General features: G+C 69.3%; 13 protein-coding genes and 1 pseudogene. 4 read left to right on the top strand and 10 right to left on the bottom strand.

The features are described from left to right. Positions 1–234 precede the first annotated feature (234 nt). Positions 235–2,094, top strand: coding sequence for a TerD family protein (locus AB0I98_RS01850; protein ID WP_362933736.1), 1,860 nt, complete (start codon positions 235–237; stop codon positions 2,092–2,094). Between the two features lie 123 nt (positions 2,095–2,217). Here the strand turns inward: AB0I98_RS01850 and AB0I98_RS01845 are convergent, their stop codons facing one another. Together AB0I98_RS01845 and AB0I98_RS01840 are read right to left on the bottom strand one after the other, a co-directional pair. Then, positions 2,218–3,054, bottom strand: a complete 837-nt coding sequence (locus AB0I98_RS01845; RefSeq protein ID WP_362933733.1) for a hypothetical protein — start codon at positions 3,052–3,054, stop codon at positions 2,218–2,220. Further along, positions 3,051–7,700 carry an AAA domain-containing protein gene (locus tag AB0I98_RS01840; protein ID WP_362933730.1) on the bottom strand — a complete coding sequence of 1,550 codons (4,650 nt, stop codon included), beginning with the start codon at positions 7,698–7,700 and terminating at the stop codon, positions 3,051–3,053. The genes AB0I98_RS01845 and AB0I98_RS01840 overlap by 4 nt, the downstream gene beginning before the upstream one ends. A gap of 296 nt (positions 7,701–7,996) precedes the next feature. On the opposite strand from AB0I98_RS01840, the gene AB0I98_RS01835 reads away from it, so the two are divergent. The 3 genes from AB0I98_RS01835 to AB0I98_RS01825 all read left to right on the top strand — a co-directional run bounded on the left by AB0I98_RS01835 (position 7,997) and on the right by AB0I98_RS01825 (position 9,477). Further along, on the top strand, positions 7,997–8,698 hold the full coding sequence (locus tag AB0I98_RS01835) for a restriction endonuclease (RefSeq protein WP_362933727.1): 702 nt from the start codon (positions 7,997–7,999) through the stop codon (positions 8,696–8,698). A gap of 250 nt (positions 8,699–8,948) precedes the next feature. Next, positions 8,949–9,287, top strand: coding sequence for a siderophore-interacting protein (locus tag AB0I98_RS01830; RefSeq protein WP_362933724.1), 339 nt, complete (start codon positions 8,949–8,951; stop codon positions 9,285–9,287). Then, positions 9,241–9,477 (top strand): SIP domain-containing protein, encoded by a 237-nt coding sequence (locus tag AB0I98_RS01825; RefSeq protein ID WP_362933721.1) that lies wholly within the window; start codon positions 9,241–9,243, stop codon positions 9,475–9,477. Before AB0I98_RS01830 ends, AB0I98_RS01825 begins: the two co-directional genes overlap by 47 nt. A gap of 292 nt (positions 9,478–9,769) precedes the next feature. Here the strand turns inward: AB0I98_RS01825 and AB0I98_RS01820 are convergent, their stop codons facing one another. From AB0I98_RS01820 to AB0I98_RS01785, 8 genes and pseudogenes are all read right to left on the bottom strand, one after another. After that, a complete protein-coding gene (locus AB0I98_RS01820) occupies positions 9,770–10,438 on the bottom strand; it encodes a nucleotidyl transferase AbiEii/AbiGii toxin family protein (RefSeq protein WP_362933718.1) in 669 nt (222 codons plus the stop codon). A gap of 5 nt (positions 10,439–10,443) precedes the next feature. Further along, positions 10,444–10,836, bottom strand: a complete 393-nt coding sequence (locus tag AB0I98_RS01815) for a hypothetical protein (protein WP_362933716.1) — start codon at positions 10,834–10,836, stop codon at positions 10,444–10,446. Between the two features lie 352 nt (positions 10,837–11,188). Beyond that, a pseudogene (locus AB0I98_RS01810) lies at positions 11,189–11,371 on the bottom strand (CorA family divalent cation transporter); the annotation flags it as partial. A gap of 225 nt (positions 11,372–11,596) precedes the next feature. Beyond that, a complete protein-coding gene (locus AB0I98_RS01805; protein ID WP_362933713.1) occupies positions 11,597–13,432 on the bottom strand; it encodes an FAD-dependent oxidoreductase in 1,836 nt (611 codons plus the stop codon). Positions 13,433–13,577: 145 nt separating this feature from the next. Beyond that, positions 13,578–15,617 carry an ATP-binding protein gene (locus tag AB0I98_RS01800; protein WP_362933710.1) on the bottom strand — a complete coding sequence of 680 codons (2,040 nt, stop codon included), beginning with the start codon at positions 15,615–15,617 and terminating at the stop codon, positions 13,578–13,580. A 154-nt stretch (positions 15,618–15,771) separates the two neighbouring features. Beyond that, positions 15,772–16,209, bottom strand: coding sequence for an SRPBCC family protein (locus tag AB0I98_RS01795; RefSeq protein ID WP_362933707.1), 438 nt, complete (start codon positions 16,207–16,209; stop codon positions 15,772–15,774). A 58-nt stretch (positions 16,210–16,267) separates the two neighbouring features. Next, on the bottom strand, positions 16,268–17,611 hold the full coding sequence (locus AB0I98_RS01790; protein ID WP_362933704.1) for a carotenoid oxygenase family protein: 1,344 nt from the start codon (positions 17,609–17,611) through the stop codon (positions 16,268–16,270). Further along, complete coding sequence (locus AB0I98_RS01785; protein WP_362933701.1) at positions 17,608–19,038, bottom strand: MFS transporter; 1,431 nt, start codon at positions 19,036–19,038, stop codon at positions 17,608–17,610. Before AB0I98_RS01785 ends, AB0I98_RS01790 begins: the two co-directional genes overlap by 4 nt. Positions 19,039–19,070: the final 32 nt, after the last annotated feature.

Raw genomic sequence — 19,070 nt, 5'->3', positions numbered from 1 at the left:
CACGGCCAACACCGGGGAATGACCAACATCAACTGACAGCGTGAGGTCCACTTTTCATCTGGTGCCCCCGGTCCACGATTCAGCCGTTACCGACACTCGGAGACTTGTGATTGGGCTGGTCCTCCGTGACAGATCCACCACGAACAGCGTCCCTCACGTGCGAAAATCCCACCTGGTCGGCCGTCACCGCGGGGAGGGTGCGCGTCGTCCGCCGTACTTGGGAGGGGAGCCCATATGGCCTTGCTGGCTTCGAACTCGAAGTGGCCCACCTTGCCGGACTACTTCCACGACTGGGCGTTGGTCGACGTGGAGACCTCCGGACTCAGGCCCGGCCGGGACCGCGTCCTGTCACTCGCGGTCCTCACCCTCGACGCACATGGGCGGCAGACAGGAGAGTTCTCCACCCTGCTCAACCCGGGCTGTGACCCTGGTCCGGTGCATGTCCACGGCCTAACCTCAGCACGTCTTGCGGGCGCTCCTACCTTTGAGGAGGTAGCGCCTCAGGTGGGGGCGCTGCTCAGCAGCCGTGTGTTGGTCGCCCACAACGCGCAGTTCGACTACGACTTCCTGGCCCACGAGTTCGCCCGTGTCCGTTCCTGGGTCCCGGTCAGTAGACGCCTGTGCACCTTGGCCCTCAACCGCCTGGTTGGTCCCGCGACGCCCGATCTCAAGCTGGGCACTCTGGCCGCGCACTATCGCGTGCGTCAGGACCGGGCCCACGATGCGCAGGACGACGTACGGGTCCTCTCCGGCATCCTGCGCGGCTCGCTGGGCGCTGCCGAGCAACTAGGCCTGCCCCTGCCGCTCCTGGACTGCCCGCCCCGCCAGGACTACAAGCCGTATGTTCCCAAGACCCCCTGCGCCTACCGCAATCCGGGCCGCTTGGCGAAGGGTGGGCCACTGGTGCAGGGCATGAAGGTCGCTGTCACCGGGGACACCCAGGTCTCCCGCGAGGAACTGGTTGCCCGCTCAGTGGCGGCCGGGCTGAACATGATGACCTCGGTCAGTAGGCAGACCAGCGTCGTCGTCACCAACGATCCCAGCGCCGCGTCCGGCAAACTGCGTCGCGCCGCGGACGAAGGCGTCCCCCTCGTGGACGAGCTGATCTACCTACGACTACTGGAGAATGTTCAGCCCGGCCAGGCCAAAGGCATTGCCCGCGCTGGCACAGCCAGGCAACGGCGCGCAGCCGATACACCCGCGGATGCGACGACCGCACAGCGCGCGCCCGTCCCGAGTGTCCCGGCACAGCGCGCGGCCACTCCGACCGCACCTGCTGCCGGGGAAGGTCAGTTGCTGGCCGGGCGTCGGGTCCTGGTCCTGGGCGGTACGCATGAAGAGGCCGTGGCGGCACGAGCTCGTGCCGTCGCTCTTGGTGCCTCCGCGGCGGTCAACCTCTCGGCCGGCGTGACTGACGTTGTGGTGCTGGCCGGCGGCGAAGCGGACCGGCGTATGAGTCGTATCGCCTCACTCGGTCTGCGCATGCACGACGCCGGCTGGCTCCTCGCTGGAACCCCTTCGCCAACGCCCGAGCCGGCACAGAGCATGGCTGGGCGCCAGCCGGACACGGCAGAGGTTTTGGTCCGAGGCGCCGTCATCGACCTGCCCGACACCGACGCAGCCTGGACGGTGACCGCCACTTGGGCTCAGCGCACAGCCTGCGACGTCGACGTCGTCGCCTTCGCGCTCGACGTGAATGAACAGGTGCCAGGCGACGAGGACTTTGTCTTCTACGGCGCACCCGAGCACCCGGACGGCACCGTACGGCTTGCCATGGACGGCCCGACCGAGCAGGCCGTCACCGCCGATTTGGAGCGTCTGCCGCTGGAAATCCGCCGGGTCGTCGTTGCCGCCGCGATCGACGGCGCCGCGACATTCTCCGACGTCGGCGCCGTCGAGATCACTGCGACCAGCGGGGTCGGCGCGGCCTCGATCGCACGGGCCACCCTGGACGCCGCAACCACCGAGCGCACCATGATCCTCGCCGAGGTCTACCGCCGTGGCGACGGCTGGCGGCTGCGTGCCGTGGGGCAGGGCTACGACCATGGTCTGACCGACCTGGCCCGGGGCTACGGCGTCGACGTCAGCGAATGACGCAACGGGCCCCTCGATGTGTGTGTGGGTTGGGGGCCGTCTGTGCAGCGGATGCCCGACAGCCGCCCCGTGCCCGGACTCGTCTGTCGAGCTGGGCGCGGGGCGGAGCTGGTTTTACGTTGGTCAGGTTGTCTTGGGCTGGGAGTCTGCGAGGTCGTTCAGGACCGCATTGACCACCGGCCAGCACATGTTCAGTGTGTCGCGGTCCGGGGCATGAGCCTCGCGAATCTCAGCGCGTGGGTGGACGAAGTTGCGGTACCTGCGCAATTCGTGGCAGAAGCGTTCGACGTCGGAGCCGATCCATCCGGCCTCGTGGCAGGTCTTGATCAGGGTGTCCAGGCTGACGTTGTCCGGCGATTTGTTGCCGAGCAGGGATGCGTCGCGTTCCTGCACCACGTGGACCAGGACGCCTTCGAGGAGACTGCCGAGCATGATGATTGCGGCTACATGGGCGCCGTTGGCGTAGCAGGTGCGTGCCTCGTCCAAGCGGTGCTGGAGGAGCCCGGCCATCTTCTGGTCGTTGATGAGGTCTGACATGGCTGCCCTGAGTTCGACCGGGCCCTGGTTGCCCGGGTGGGCGAGTGAGGGGTCGCAGGCGATGAGGCGGGGACGGCCGCCGGGGTTCTCCAGGCGTACGCCCTCGTGGATGAGGAAGGCGTTGACGGCGGAGACGACGGCGGGGAGCTGCTCGGGTTCGTCGAGGTATTCGCGTGGGTCGGCGAGTCGGAGCAGGACCTTCGCCAACTCGGTGGGGTCGTCCCGGCGTTCGGTGAGACGGGCCAGGGTCCAGTCCATGCGGTAGCCGTCGTACTCCGGAACCTGTTGCCAGCCGGCACGTTCCAGGAACTGCGCGATTTCATAGCTCTTCCGGTAGTAGAGGTGGTCGTCGCCGCAGATGACGCGGGCCAGCTCCTGCAGCGTGTTGGCGTCCAGGACGCCGAGTGGGGACTGCGTGGTCATGCCGACCCTTCCGTACTGGGGATATCGGTTTCGTCGTCTTCTGCCATGTCGAGGGCAGCGATCGGATCGGCCGCGTCCGGGCCATCGGATGAGTCCGGCAGGTCCTCGGTCAGCTCCTCGTCGGTGGAGAGGTCGAGGGGGGTCCACTTCACTCCGGCGGACGAGGAGGTGGGCGTGGCATGAGACCGGTCGCCGACGTCACCGGACGTGGCCGGACGGATGCCCAGCCGGTCCAGTTCCTCCCACAGGCCGGTCAGGGCCTCCTCGGGGTCGAACCGGAATTCGCTTTCGGGGATGCGCCAGAACGTCCAGCCGACCCTCTGGAGTTCGCGATCACGCTGCTGGTCGTGCCGGATCTGTTCGGGCGTCGAGTGGTACCGCTCGCCGTCGCACTCCACGGCCAGGCGCCCCCGCGCCCCCACAACGACGAGGTCGATGCGCTTGCTTCCTGCCGGGTACTGCGGGATGACGTGATACCCGCGGGCCTTCAGACGCAGGTAGACGTGCTGCTCGAAGAGCGATTCGAACGGCTTCTGCGGGACCTCGCTCGACACCTCCCCGATGTCGTCGGAGTTGGCCAGCGCTGCCGGTGGGTTCTCCATGTAGGCAAGGAGGTTGAGGCGGAGGTCTCCGGACTTCAGGCGGTCCGGCGGCACCGAGTAGAACAGCCGCATCTGGTCCTGGGCGCGGGACGCGGCGACGTTGTAAGCCTGTCGCTCGCTGCGCGCGCCACCCGCGATGCGTGGCGGGTCGGTCGCGACCATCGACAGCAGGATGACATGGCGTTCGTCTCCCTGGAACGATGCGGGGTTGCCCACACGTATCTGGTGGCGTTCGCGCACAGGCGCCGGAATGCGCTCGTTGATCAGCTGTTCCAGGAGCTTGACTTGGCCCACCGGCCCTTGAAGGGCGATGACGCCCATGGTCTTGTCCCGGTAGGTGGGATCCTCCACCAGCTGGGCCAAGCAGTCGACGATGGTCTCGGCTTCCTTCGGGTTACGCAGTCGGCTGTCGCGTCCCTGGGTGACGGCTCCGTCGACGAAGTGCGTCACGAGCGGATCGAGGCGGTCACCGCCGTACTGGCGCAGTGGCTGCAGTTTGTTGTTGTAGAAGGTCTGGGAGGACCAGCCGATGATCTCCGGCATGCACCGGAAGTGCTCCTCCAGCCGGATCACCTTCGGGAAGAACGTGGACAGCAGCTGATAGAGGTTGGTGGCGGGGCCGTAGAGAGTGCGCAGGCTCGGAGGCATGTCCGGCAGGTGGGAGATGAGCCGGTCGTGGATCGCCTGGTGACGGCCCATGCCGCTGAGCGAGGGCGCGCACTGCTTGTCGTCCCCCACGACGATCACGCGAGGAGCGAGCCACATCAGGAACAGCGCGTCCATGCCGGCCTGGCTCGCTTCGTCGACGATGACCACGTCGAACGCGTCCCGCTTGGGCGCCACCATCTCGGCGACCTGCGAGATGGGCATGACCCACGCCGGGACCGCTCCCTGCGCCGTCCGCATGGCGTCGTGCGCTGCGGCACGGTAGCGGCCCGCGCTCCGGCCCTTGCCCTTGCCGTACGAGGCCATATGGGTGCGATATGCCTGCAGCGCGGACCGCTGCTCCTGCGTCATGGGCTCCAGGCAGTGCAGCCGACCCCAGGTGGCGGCGAGTTCACCGGTCAGATCCTCCAGGTTCCTTTCGCACTGGGCCAGTTCGCCTTCGAGCTGACGCTCACGGCCCGGGGTGCGCCGGCGGCGTACGAACGCGGAAGCCACAGACCAGGCCCACGCCTCGGCCAGTGAGTCCAGCCGCGCCTCCCACGCCGGATCGTCGGCTTCCTGCGTCAGCCGGTCGGCGAGCAAGGGATGTGCCCTGCGAACGCTGTCCAGGAGCACGGCGCAGCGGCGTCGACGATGCTCACGTCTGTGGGCGTCCCGCAGTGCTTCGATCTCCTTGGTGTAGCGGTCGACGTCCTGTTCTCCGACAGCCTGGGCGGCGGCCAGTGCTTCGGAGGCGGGGTGAGAACCTTCCACCGGCGTGCGGAGCTGCTCCTCCCACGCGCCGAGCCGGGCCATGGCCTCATCGGCTGCCTGCCGACCGGAGAGGGCGGCCAGCGCGGTGGTGAAGTCCTGCCAGGCAACGCGGGAGGTGAGCGCGATATGCAGGCCGTGGCGTACGAGCAGTTCGTCGATGCGGTCTCGGGCGGCGCCGAACGCGTCGACGTGCTTCAGACGTGCGTATGCCTCGGCCAGGGAGGCCAGGCGGAGTGCCAGCGGCCCATCAGAAATGGGAACTTTTACCTGCGCCCACCGCTCCGAGAGCGTGGCAACAACCGAGTGTGCGCGCAGGTGAGTGAGGACGGAGTTGAGATCCTCGAGCGTTTCGGGCGAGTGACCGTCCACGGTGCAAGTGTCGAGGAGCTCCTGAGCGGCCTTCTGCGGCTTCGCGGCGCGGAAGCTTCCGCGAGGACGCAGCTTGCCGCCCGAGGCGAGATGGTCGCGCAGCGCCGAGCCCGTCGAGACCATCGCATCGGCGTGGTGCGCGGAAAGTTGCTCGGGGACGATGATGCGCTGCATACCTTGCTCATCCAACTGCTGGGAGACTGTAGTGAGTTGATCGGCCAGTCCGGAGACCCGACGCCACAGGAAGAGGTTCTCGCGGGAGAGCCGGTCCGTAAGGGCCTTGGTGGTCCACTTGCTTGTGTCCCATTGCCTGGCCGACGGCGGCAGACCGAGGTGGTGCAGGGCCGTATGGCAGTCGCCCGCGAGTGAGGTCAGCTCATCAGCGACGGGAGCGTGGAGCTGCGCGAGCTGATCGCGAATGGCAGCCGCTTCGGGCGAGAGGCCGTCATCGGTGACGCGGCTGGCCGCGAGTGCCTGGGCCAGGTCCTCGGAGGTGGGGAGCGTGTCCGGATCGGGCAAGGTGCCGCCCGCGCGTGGCTCCGCCGCGCCGTCGCGCAGCAGGATGAGCAGTTCTGCGGCCTGGGCGGGGGAGAGCGGGGGCATGGAGAGGGATGGCCCTTGGTCCGGAACCATGCCGATCCAGGAGTGACGTTCAGCGTTGTCGCACACACGCTGCACGATGGATGCGAGGGTGCCGGCGTAGCCGGGCGCGACCTCAGGGCGCCGGTAGACCTCCGCCTCCCGTAGGGCGATCACCTGCTCGCTGAGCGAGTTGATCCGTCCCCGCACCTCCTCACGGCGTGCGGAGAGGCGACGGATCTCGTCCCGAAGCTGATCGGGGTCACTGGCGGCGACCTGATCCGTCAGGGCGTTGATCGTGCGTTCCAGTTCGTCCGCCCCGTCCTGCCGAGCGGAACTGAGGAGGAGGACGCATAAATCCCTTACAGCAGGCGGCAGTTTGTCCCGCAGAACCGTCAGAGCCTGGTCGCGGGCACTGGTCACCAGGACCCGCTGTCCCTGTGCGAGCAGTGCGGAGACCAGGTTGGCGATCGTATGCGTCTTGCCGGTACCCGGCGGACCCTGCACCACGACGCCTGTGTCGTGCTCCAGTCGTCGCAGCACACTGCGTTGCCGCTCGTTGGTCTTACCCGGGAAGAGCGGGTCGTCCCCGAAGAGGGGCGGGACCTCGCGGCCGCCCCAGTTCGCGCGCTGCTCGGAGTCCAGGGGCAGTACGAGCTGGGCGAATCCCAGGGGCGCGTGTGCCTCAGAGGCGACACTGTCCGCGATGCGGTCGTAGAAGCTCAGCAGCGCATTACGGTCCCGCGGACGCAGCACCAACGCCGGCGCGTACGTGAGGCGGGCGCCTGTCTCCGGCTCGCGCGGAGGCTGCCACTCGGCGCTGAAGGCAACAGGACGCTGCAGCACCCGCTCCTGCCACTGGGCCAGCTGGTCCAGGGCCTCCGATGCCAGCAGGTGCATCGACTGGGCGGCTATCTCCTCCGCGAGCGCGGCCGAGCGCTCCGGAGCCCAGCCGTCGTCGGTGTCGAGGAACGCCTGATCCTCAAGCCGCACCGCGCCCTCGGACATGAGACGGACCGTGAGCCGGGCAGTTTTGCGATCCACCGAGGTCTCCACTCGGTGCGTGAGCAGATGGCGGTGGACGGTGTCCATGCGCGGATCGCTCCACGTCAACAGGCCGGTAGCAAGCACGAGTTCGAGCTGGTCGTCCTGCTGAGTGAGCTTCTGGTGCCAGTGGTAGACCTGCTCGTACAGCTCCCGCAGGGATCGCTCCGCACGCTCTCGCTCCGCCCACCGGCGCCAGCGGTCGAGCCACGGACCGTAGGCCCGCAGCACTTCGGCCGCATCCTCGCGGCGGACGGTGTGATCGTCTGCTTCCTCCCACCACTGACGGCCGTCCGCGGCGCGCACCAGTTCCCGCCCCGGCCCCTCCATGGCGAGTGGAGGATCACCGCCATCCGCATCCCGACACCGCTCTGCGGATATCCACCCCTCCAGCGCCTCCGGCAGGGACGGCGGTGCCGTTTGCGGCACGTGGTCGAGTGCGAGTAGTAGGCCGTCGACTCGATCCGACGGGCGTCGTACGGAGGCGGGCAGGTTGGCCAGCCAGATGCGCTCCCGTGGGCGGCGGTCGTCGCGGAGACGGTTGTGGCTGCTCTGGACGACTTCTTTGAGGAAGCCGATCAAACCGGTGGTCTGTCCGATGACGTCAGGGTCGTTCGCGGCAGGTCGTGGCACGTTCACCTTGCTCCCCTCGGCTGGTGGCGAACGTTTCAGAATGGGGTTGCCGGACAGGCTGGACAACGCGCTTCAAGAGAATGGCGCGATATGCGTGGCGCATAGGCCGATTCGACATGCTGCCCTGATCAGTGCGTCGGTGAGCGGTGCGAACGCATGTCCGGGCACGCACCAGTCCGCTGTCCACTGTGGGGTCGCGTCGCCGCCGAAAGGACATCAGCCACTGGCTGATCTGTGCCCTTACCGAAGCCTCCACGCCTGCCGAGACTGCTGCTCAGGACGTGGGGAGGACTTGGGTGGCGGTGCGGAGTCGACGTCGGTCGGGCGCGCGGAAACGCCGAGAGCAGCGGCTCAAGCTGGGGTTGATCGGCGTGGTCGTCATCCTCGTTCTACTGGTCGTGTTCTGGCAGGTGATCTGGCCGTACGTCGTCGGTGGGCTCGTTCTCGTCGGGAGTGTCTCCGGCGGGTGGTGGCTGTGGCGTATGAATCGATCTATCAAAGGGCGCGATGACCAGTGGCGGCATGAGGAGGCACTCAAGGCCGCCCGCCGATCCCTCATCGAAGTGGATGCGATGTCGGGCAGTGAATTCGAGGACTTCGTCGTGGGCCTGTGCCGACGCGACGGATGCACTGAGGTTCGCCGGGTCGGTGGCTCGCACGACGATGGCGCGGACGTGCTGGGGCGTCTGCCGGACGGCCGGAGCATGGTGATTCAGTGCAAGCGCTACTCACCGAAGAGCAGGATCCCGAGCCGCGAGGTCCGGGACCTTCTGGGCTCAAGGGTTCACTTTAAGGCCGACGTCGCGATCTTCGTTACGACGACGTACTTCACCGGACCGTCCGAGCGGACCGCGGTACAGAACGGCGTCATCGCGGTCCACCGCGACCATCTCGGTTTGTGGAACGACGGTGCCTCGCTTCTGTCTCTCAGCGAGGTGAACGGGGCGGGACAAGGTGACCGTAGGCATCGTGCGCGATACAAAGAGACATACGAGTAGGACAGGTTGGCGCTCGTTCCCAAGGCATCCCCGACCTGCCTCGCAGTTCTTCCCCCAAGCCTCACCCACCCCTGTTCCCCCATGAGTTGACGAGCCACACCCATACCCGCCGCCGTGTTGAACCCCGTTCTCGACCTCCTGTTCATCCGAGCCACCCTGGCCAGGGCCGAACCGATCACGCCCCGCATGCGCCAGCTGTGCCTCGAAGGCGACAAGCTCGCCTGGGCTTGACGTCCGGCCCGGACAGCAGGTGCGTGTCCTGGTCGGCGGGCTGACCCCGCGGACGTACTCCGTGTGGCGCTACGACCCCTCTGGCGCTGTCGAGTTGTGCTTGCTGGACCACCCTGAGGGCGGGCCGGGGGCCACGTGGGGACGGAGCGTCCGCGTTGGCGAGCAGGTACGGCTACGCAAGCCCGAGGGCACTTCACCCTCCGCCCCGACGCCACCCACCACGTCTTCGTCGGGGAGGAGAGCCTTTGGGGCGATGCTGGACGCGCTGCGCGAAGGGGCGCGGATCTCGGGGTGCGTGGAGACGGACATGATTGCTGACCAGCTCCCGATGCACTACGGCACCGACTCGACTGGCTGACCAGGGCGGCACCTCACTCCCGGACGGGGTACCTCGCCTCGCGCCCGAGCCGGGCGGGGTCGCATACGTCGCCGGGGAGGCGCGCACCGTTCAGGCCGTACGTCAGCTGTTGGTACAGGAGCTGGGCTGGGACCAGCGCTCGGTGCTCACCAAGCCGTTCTGGGCGCCGGGCAAGAAGGGACTGGAGTAGGGACCGGAAGCCACGCTCAGGCGGTACTCCGTATCTGTTGGGCAAGAAGGGGGACAACGCCCGCTGGAGCCGGATCGCGTGCCGTCGGTTCTCCACCTCGCGATATCGTCCGCCGCCTCGCGCACGAGGCAACCGTTAACCGCCATCTCGCGCGGTGGACTGGCCGAGCCGGCATCCTCGCTCTCCCGCTTGGCGGCCTGCTCAACTGATGTCGCCAGATCGGTGACAGTGGTTGGCGTGCTGCCGCGGTCCGTTGGCGCCAACTTGCAGATGCCGTCTTGGCCGGGTGGGATCAGTCGGTGTCCGGGGCGTCGGATTCTTCGAGGAGGCGGCTCGCGAGGTCGTCGGCCCACTCCACGGCCCAGGCGCGCAGAGCGGTGATGGTGGCCTCGTCGAGGCCGTAGGCGGTGAAGGCTTCGTCGTCGGTCCACTCGGCGCCCGTTAGGTTCGCCTGGAGGTCCTCGCCCTCGAAGCGACCGCGGGCGTGACGTCGGCCGAACTCCTCCAACTCGGCATTCGTCCAGTGGCGGGACGCGGCGAACACGTCGATCAGGTCGCGTGGCGCTCCGCGGTCGGCGAGGGCACGGACCTTGGTCCCGATCACGTCCTCCTCGGCGAGGACAGGCCCGTACGGGCTCTGGGCGACGGGCCGCCAGAAGATTTCCTTGAGGATGTCGACTTCGCACTCCTGCCCGGTGGCGGGATCCGTCACGGTGAAGCGAGCGGACAGCGGGGCAGTCTCCAGCGCCTGCACCTTCCAGCCCCGGGCTGTCAGGCCGCTGCAGAGCGCGGCTGCGATGTCGGCCATGGGCGCCGGGTTCTCGGTGGCGACATCGAGGTCCTGGCTGGGGCGGTTCACGAGGCGGTGCGCCCGCACGGCGTACCCGCCGGTGAGGACCAGGGGATACGGCGAGCCGAGGGCGATCACATCCGCCAGGAGCCGCGTGTGCAGCTCCGGCATGTCCGTCACGCGGCTGCCCGGGTGCGGGAGGCGAGCTCGGGGAAGGCGTCCTCCCACACGGTGCGCACGGTGCGGCCGATGAGGGTGCGCAGTACGGGCCATAGCTCGAGGAGCAGATCCCGGTTGAGGTAGCGGGGCAGGTCGTCGTGCAGGCCCTCGTGCAGGACGGTGCGGTACAGGCCCATGCGCTGGCGAGGTTTGTCCAGGTCGTACGAGGTCATCCCGGACCATGCCAGGTGCAGCGGCAGCTCCACGACCCCGTGGGCCGGTCCGTGCAGCTCGTCCAGTGACTCCGGCAGACGGCGCCGGAACTTTTCCCGGTACAGCGCGAGGTCCTCGGCGTCTGCGCCCGAGAGGTTCCTCGGCCCGGGTCCGGTGTGCTGCGGGTGGGAGGCCATGCCTCCATTATGGCGGCCGCACAGGGGCGGGGGTTGGTGGCTTCAACCAAGGAGTCAATGTCACTGTCTGTGTCCGTTGCAGATGGGGGCAACGGCGCTCGGCGGCAGGCTTTGCGGGGGACGGGATAGGGATGGAGTCGCTGGCGCAGGGCCCGTGCCGTCGGCTGATTCTCCCCGGATTCTCCCCAGCGGCTTCAGGAGGTAAAAGTGCTGGTCAGAGGCATAACGGAGGCAGGTGGAGGAGATCACCCGCATCACTTCTCCCCAGAGACTCCCCAGGGCTGATTTCGCCCCGATCCGTGACTGGTGCGAGAGTAAAGGCCGCACAAGAGCTGAGCTCGGCAAGAGGGGCTCAGAGCCAATCTCGCCGCTTGAAGATGACGTACAAACTGGTGCAGACCACCGCCATCAGGACGATCGCAAAGGGGTATCCGAACACCCAGTGCAACTCTGGCATGTGCTCGAAGTTCATTCCGTAGATCGTTCCAACCAGTGTTGGGGCGAACAAAATGGCCGCCCACGACGAGATCTTCTTGAAGTTGTCTACCGGGACGCTCTGACCTGCGGAGATGTGGCAATTACCGACTCTGACCTGCGCGGATAGTCCTTTCAGGTTCTTTCGGGATCGTGCCGCGTTGTGCAGTCGATTCTCCCCACGCGCTCCCCAGCGCGGCTCATACTCCCCAGATTCTCCCCAGGATGGCTGCCGGATGATAGCGGTTGAGCGTGATCTTGAGTGCTCGCCTAATGGGCTTGCTGGTCACGCTTCGTGAGCGATGCCAGGACGGAAGATGCCGGGGCACCGCCGAAGAGACTGTCGTGCGCACACCAGGGCGCCCTCGTGGTCAGATGTCCCGGAAGGGACCAGCGAGCGCTGTGACCTGCCGCGATGGGCGATCACTCCTCTGACGTGCACGAATGGCCTTTCGGCTGTTTCACGCTCGTACCCGCTGATGCGGCCGGAAGTCCCAGGGAACTCCCACTGCGCAGCCACCGAGGGGCTAGGCGCAGGGCAGCAACCCGACGCCGTACAGCGAACGGCCCGTTGCTCGCGCGCGGGAGGCGAGTGACCGTGATGGATGCGGCCCAGGGGTTCCTTGCGGCGGCGCCCGTTGTCACGCGCCGCCGCCGGCGGAGGATGAGAGTGAGTGCTCAGCGCGGGTATGTGTTCACTAGGCACCGACCGCGGCGAGGAGTTCGACCCGTGAGGGTCCCGGATCGGTGTAGTGCGGGGCCTTGCGGCCGAGTTCGGCGACCTTTCCCTCCAAGCGGGGGTCGGTGAACGCGTCCTCGGCGGTCGCCAGCAGCGAGCCGATGTCCGCGAAGGCCCGCAGCAGCTCGGGGTCCCGCAGCTTGGCGGTGTCCAGCGCTCTGCTGAAGTGCCAGTCGCGGTCGTCGGTCTCGTACGGGACCGGGATGTCGCGTATGGCGGCGTCGATCTCGGCGAGCCGGTGCCGGTCCCAGTCGGCCAGGCCCTGCTGGATCGGGGCCAGGGAGGTCCGGTGAACTCGTCGAACCGCAGGGCGAGTTTCTCCGGCTCGTCGGGGCCCGCCGTGCGCAGGAGGTCGCGCAGGGCGGTGGCGTGCAGGGCGCCCATGGACATGCCCAGGCCGAAGAGCGGATTGGTGGTCGCCCAGGCGTCGCCGACGCTCAGCACTCCGGTCGCCACCGGCCGACCGTCGATCACGAAGCGCCGGTGCCTGCTCTCCATGCCGGACATGGCCATGATCCCGCTGATCGGCTCGCCCTCCTCGGCCAGATACGCGACGTCGGGGAACAGCGCCACCGCCCGGTGCCAGGCGCCGGTTTCGTGCAGCCCCCGCAGCGCGCGGTCGCGGCGGGACACCCCCACGGACAACGCCCACGTCCCCGCGTCGCCCTCGATGGCGACGGTCGTCACGCTGTCGTAGTGGGCAACCCGCCAGACCGGCATCTTCGGCAGTCGGCCGTCGGGGGAGCGGAAGTACCGGGTGTAGGCGAGGAATCCGTTCTCGGCGCGCTCCTCCACCGGTCCGGGGGCGCCGAGGTCCCGGAGCATCCCGCCGAGCGGCGAGTTGCGGCCGCCCGCGTCGACGACCAGGTCGGCGTGCACGGCCTCGCCGCCACGGGTGAGCACCCCGGCGACATGCGGCCGTCCTGGCACCCGCTCGTGGCCGGTCAGCAGTGCGGAGACGGCCGTGTCACGGCGGACGGAGAGCCCAGGGGTGCGGGCGGCCACGGCGGCGAACGCGGCCTCGACGACGGGACGCCGGGCGGCCATCATGGCGAACCGCTCATCGCCCGGACGCCGACCGCCGATGGTGTCCAGACCCCACGCGCCACTGAGCAGATTGCACGGCTCACCGCCCAGTGCCGTCAACTCGGAGACCACCTCCGGCAGTTCGTCCACCAGGGTCCGGAACGCCGCCGGCAGCAGGATGTGCGGATGCCGGAACTGGCCGACCCCGGGCCGCTCCCACGCGTCCCACGCCTCTTCCGCGCCGCCCCGGGGAGCGCCCGGATCCCGGTCCAGTACCGTGACCCGATGCCCCTCGCGGGCCAGCAGCAGCGCGGCCGTCATACCGACGGGCCCGGCTCCCACCACAACTACGTGCATGTCAGTGCCTCCTGGTGTCGATCAGCCGATCAGTCGATCAGCGACAGGAGCCACCCTCGGTCCGCTCGATGCTCACCCACCAGACAGGTCCGGTGCCCGCAGTTGCTCGTTCCTGCTCGCGGCTGCTCACCCGGTCACCGCGATGTCAGCGCGTGTCCGTCCCGTAGATCTCCCGACGCCACAGCGCGTCGCAGACCCGTGCGATGCCCACGCTCAGGTGTCTGCGATAGGTGCTGAAGGGCAGCCCCAGCCGCGCGGCGACCGCCTCCTGGGTGGGCGCGCCGTGCAGATAGGTCGACGCCACCGCCCGGTGGTACTTCTCGCCACCCCGCTCCGCGCGCAGCGCGTCGACGGCCTCGGCCAGGAGGTCCGCCAGTTCGGCCCCCGGCCCGGCGGTCAGCCTGCTGCGGGCGAGCGGGTTCAGCGCGAGATCCTCCGCCCGTGACAGCGCGCGCAGTGCGTCCCGTACGGCGGTGTCGAACTCCGGCCGGGACAGTACGGCGTACTCGGCGCTCCGCCCGGAGACCACGGCCGGTGTCTGGGGGACGCCGGGCATGCCCGACAGCATCAGCCGGGTCCTCTGCTCCGCCCACGCCCGCACCGACCGCGTCCGCCAGTCGATCGTGTACAGGTCGTACGTGAGGTGCCCGACCCGCGGTCGGTTCCCGATCGTCGTCAGACCGAGGCTCGTCAGATAGGGCCGCCAGAAGTCCCCGGAGCGGATGGCGACGTACATCCAGGCCACCCGCCCCTCGGCGCGGGCGACCTCGGCCACACCCCGCCACTGGTGGAGGTCCTCGACCGGTGAGATCTTCGGGTAGCGCGGCGAGGTCAGGGAGAAGCGGGCCATCGCCAGATGCTCCCCGTCACGCAGTGCGGCAGTGCTCCGGGTGTGCGACCAGGCCGCCGCGACCACGGGGTCGACGTCCTCGCCGTGCGGCTCCGTCAGCTGCAGCCAGGCCGAGAAGCCCACGATCTCGTCGTCCCGCGTGGTGCGGCAGACCCGGAACGCCTCCGGCTGCCGGTCCAGCCAGAAACGGGCGGCGGCCGCCGAATCGGGCCCTTCGACCTCGGTCACCAGGTCCAGAACCGTGGCGTGGTCCGCCGGTTCGCAGGCGGTCGACACCACCTCGCCACCGCGCCAGCTGTTGTAGTCGGCCATGTGCCGGACGGTCCGGTACAGGAACATGAACGCGCCGACGGCCGGGAGCATCCCGCTCTCGGGAGCCGACCGGATCTGTTCGAGCAGGTGGAGGCTGAGCCGACCATGCAGCTCGGCGAAGCCCTCGGGGTCGCGCCAGCGCAGGTCCGCCTCCAGCACCTCACGTACCACGTCGTGCGGGAACAGGCCGTGCCGGGCGGACTCGACGAAGGGCAGGCCGCGCAGCCAGGCGAACATCGGCGCCGCTTCGTCCCCGAGTACGGCACGCAACAGCGTCTCGGTGGTCACGTACGCGTGGGCGCATACTTCCAGGGCCCGGCGGTGCACCGGAGAGGGGACCTCACCGATCAGCCGGGGCAGCAGGGTGGCGATCGCGTCCCGGCTCGGCTCCCAGCCCGCCGATCCCGCCGCGTCCCGTACCGCCACCGCCGCCGCGAGCGCCAGGGCGAGCGGGTGGCCACCGGTGAAGGCCAGCAGGGCGGACCGCGTGACCTCCGGCACGCCACGGGCGCGCAGGAAGGCCGTGGCCTCCTCCGGGGCGAGGTTGCGCAGCGCGACCGTGTGCAGCAGATCGGCCCAGCCCGGATCGGAGACCCACCCGGCGTCCGGTGGCTGCCGCCCCGCGACGACCACCAGCGCGTCGGCCGGCAGCCGGACCAGGAACCGGTCCCGCAGCCAGCCTTCGAGCCCCTGACAGCGCTCGAAGGTGTCGACGAGCAGGACGGACCGCCCGTCGGTGAGTACCGCCCCGGCCTCCTTCTCGAACGCCTCGGGCGTGGGCTCCATGAGCCGGCCGTCGACCTCGACCACCTCACGTCCCGCCGCCCGCGCCTCGGCGGCGAAACGGCGCAGCAGCATGGACTTCCCGATGCCGCCGGGCCCGTGCACGTAGAGCACCGCGGGCGCCTTCGCCTCGCCGGACAGTGCGGAGCGGAAAAGGCCCAGCTCGGCCGCCCTCCCCGTGAAGACGCGGTCCCGCGCCTGCTGTACCTGATCCCCCACGCTGTTCGCGCCACCGCTCATGGAGCCCCCCTTCCCCGGCCGTGACCCACACGACCAACGGCAGACTCACACCACAAGGGTCCGCCAGCAAACTGACGGGCCCTCAGGAGTGCGGTGGGGCTGGGACTTTACGATGGCCGGTGGTCGAACCGGCCGCGTGGAGGCCTGGGTGCGGTCACGACCCCTGGGCGGCGGACCTCAGCGCCTCCAGCCATGCCCTCAGAGAGCCTTCCAGGGCCGTGCGCATCCCCTCCGGGTCGGCTTCCACCGGTGCGCCTGCCCAGGATTCGAGGGTGGTGACGACCGTGCCGTCCCCGTCCGGCTCGAAGATCCAGACGTGGACGCCCTCGATGCCGTGGGCCGGGCCGCCCCACACGGTGCGGCGCAGGGGGCGTACCTCCATGACGCGTGAGCTGATGCTCAGGCCCGCCGTCTCCCAGTCGAAGACGCTGCCCTTGGCGAAGTCCCCGGGCAGGTGGGCCTTGTCGATGCCCGCGTTCCAGCGCGGCCAGGCGTTGACGTCGGTGTGCAGGGCCCAGAGCGTCTCGGGGGTGGAGTCGATGGTGGTGGTCAGCTCAACGATGACGGGGGCCGAACGGTCGATGTCCTTCACGGCTTCTTCCCTGCTTCCTTCTCTGCTTGCTTCTCTGCGAATGGGGCGTACAGGGTGCTCAGCCCCGGTCCGCGATCCAGGAACCGTGGATTCCGGCGGCGACCCGGCGCGGCAGGTGCACGGTGGCGACCGGCGCGGCCGTGATGTCGGTGGCGTCCAGGACGAGGAGCTGGGAGGCGTCCGTGTGCAGGTCGCTGACGACGGTCAGCAGATAGCCGTCGTCCTCGGAGGTGCCGCGCTCGGCGGGTACGAAGACCGCCTCGCTGGGCAGCCGCCCGTCGCCCACGCTCAGGACGGAACGGGCCCCGGTGGTGCGGTCGTACTTGACGACGCCGAAGTTCCCGACGCCGCGGTCGTCCGGGAACGAGATCGCGTACTGGTAGCGGTGCCTGCGGCCGGTGAGCTCCTCGTTGATGGTGGGGAACTCCACGACCAGGTCGTCGACGGTCTGCTCGCGTACGGTGCCGGCGACCAGGTCGATCACCCACTGCCGGTTGAGGGAACGGGAGTTGGGCGTGGCCCCGCGCTCCGGTGCGCCCACCCACCAGTTCCAGGACCGCCGGTAGCCCTCCCGGTCCACGGTGGGGCCCTCCAGCACGATGCGCCCCCGGTCGTCCTCGTAGGCGTTGGCCGCGTGCAGCATCGACCCGGGCTCGATGCCGAACCACCGGACCTGCGCGGCCCCGCCCTCCCCGCGCGGCAGCACACCGATCCGGGCCGGCTGCTCGTCCTTCCAGGCGTAGGGGATGCCCGAGGTCTCGGTGGGGTCGAAGGTCACCGTTCCCTCGACGAAGACCACGTACCGCTCGGTGAGGGCGAAGTCGTGCTTGAGCGACGCACTGGCGCCCGGCACCTCCTCGCTGCGCAGCAGTTCGCCCTTCTCCGAGGTGACGTGGTGGGTCAGATACGGCGGGAACGGCGACGAGCTGAAGAAGTGCAGTTCGCCGGTGGCTGGGTCCTGCTTCGGGTGCGCGGTCATGACGCTGGTGAGCTTTCCGTCGAAGTCGTACGGCCCGACCGTCTCCAGCTCCGGCGTCAGCTCGAAGGGCAGGTTGGACTCGCACAGCGCCAGCAGCCGGCCGGCGTGCTCGATGACGTGGGTACCCGCGGTGCTGGCCGTCAGATCCGGGCCGTGCTCGGTCATGTACGGCGCTCCGTCCAGCGCCGGCGTGCGGACCCAGCGGTTGCGGTACCACTCGGCACGCCCGTCGCGCAGCCGGATGCCGTGCACCATGCCGCTGCCTTTGAACCAGTGGGTGGGGGTGACTCCCGGCTTGGGGTTGTGGCCGTTGCGGATCAGCCGTCCGGACAGTTCGGGAGGCAGAAGCCCCTCGACGCGCAGGTCATGGGCGGTGACCTCGTCGACGTGCGGGGTGTAGTGGCCGGTCAGGTAAGGCTTCATGAGAGTTCCTTCTCTTCGATCGGTTCGCTGGTACGGGTGGTGGCGTGGGTGCCGATCCTTCGGTGGGCGGCTGCGCCGATCGCGGCCAGTACGGCGATGAGGGCCGCGCCGACGAGGGCGCGGCGGTAACCGTGCGCCAGGGCTGCCGGGCCGGCCGCACCGGCGGTACCGGCCGCCGGTGCCGCGAGGGAGGCGAGGACCGCGAGGCCCAGGGCCCCGCCGACCTGCCGTGTGGTGTTGACGAGCCCGCCCGCCACGCCCACGTGATCCGCGTCCACGCCGGTCACGCCGAGCGCGGTCAGGGGCACGAAGGCGAGACCGAGGCCGAGGCCGATCAGCACGGTCGGGCCGAGCAGGTCGGTCAGGAAAGTGCCGTCGAGCGGCAGGCGGGCCAGCCAGAACAGTCCCGCGGCGAGGAGCGCGAAGCCGGGCACGAGCGTTCCCCGCAGCCGTCCGGCCAGCGCGGAGGCCGCCATGAGGGCCGCGGCCAGCGGGAGTTGGGTGAGTCCGGACTCCCACGGGTCGTAGTCGAGGACCTTCTGCTGGTAGAGCGGCAGGAAGAAGAAGGTGCCGAGCCACACCATGCCGAGCGGCAGCATGAGCAGATTGCCCGCCACGACCGACCGGTTGCGCAGCAGCGCGGGAGGGATCAGCGGGTTCTCCGCGCGGCGTTCGACCGAGACGAGGTTCAGCAGCAGGAACACCCCGGCCACCGGCAGCACCATGCCGAGCGTGGTGGACCCGTCCCGCGCGCCGAGCCCGTACACGAGCAGGACGAGGCCGGCGGTCAGGATGAGAGCACCCGGCAGATCGAGCTGACCCGTGCGGCCACGTGCGTCGCGGGGGACGAGGCGCGGCACGGACAGCAGCAACGGCACGGTGCCGATCGCGCTCACCGCGAAGACCGACCACCAGCCCACGGCGTCGGTCAGCACCCCGCCGAGGAGAACGCCCGCCGCGCCGCCCGCCGCAGTGGCCGCTCCCCACAGGCCGAGCGCCCTGCCGCGGACCGGGCCCGGCGGGGACTGCGCCAGCAGGAGGGCCAGGGCGGCCGGTGACAGCACGGCGGCGCCGACACCCTGCACCGCCCGCGCGGCGATGAGCGGTCCCGCCCCCGAGGGAATGCCCGCCGCGAGCGAACCGGCGGCGAACAGGGCGAGCCCGGTGAGGAACACCCTGCGGCTGCCGAACAGGTCGGCCAGCCGCCCGCCCACCGGCAGCAGGGCGCCGAAGGCGAGCACGTAGGCGCTCACGACCCAGGTCAGCGCGGACTGCCCGGAGCCGAGATCACTCCCGATGGCGGGCAACGCCACGTTCACGACGGAGGTGTTGAGGACGACGAGGAACTGTGCGGTGGTGAGCAGGGCGAGTACGGCACCGGAGCGCTGTGCGGGTGGATGCGGCGAGGGTGGGAGAGCAGCAGGCATGACGGCCTTTCAGGCGGCTGGCCCCGGTGGGC

Source organism: Streptomyces sp. NPDC050211, from assembly GCF_040656035.1.
Taxonomy (GTDB): Bacteria; Actinomycetota; Actinomycetes; order Streptomycetales; family Streptomycetaceae; genus Streptomyces.
This window is presented reverse-complemented; position numbering and strand designations above follow the sequence as displayed.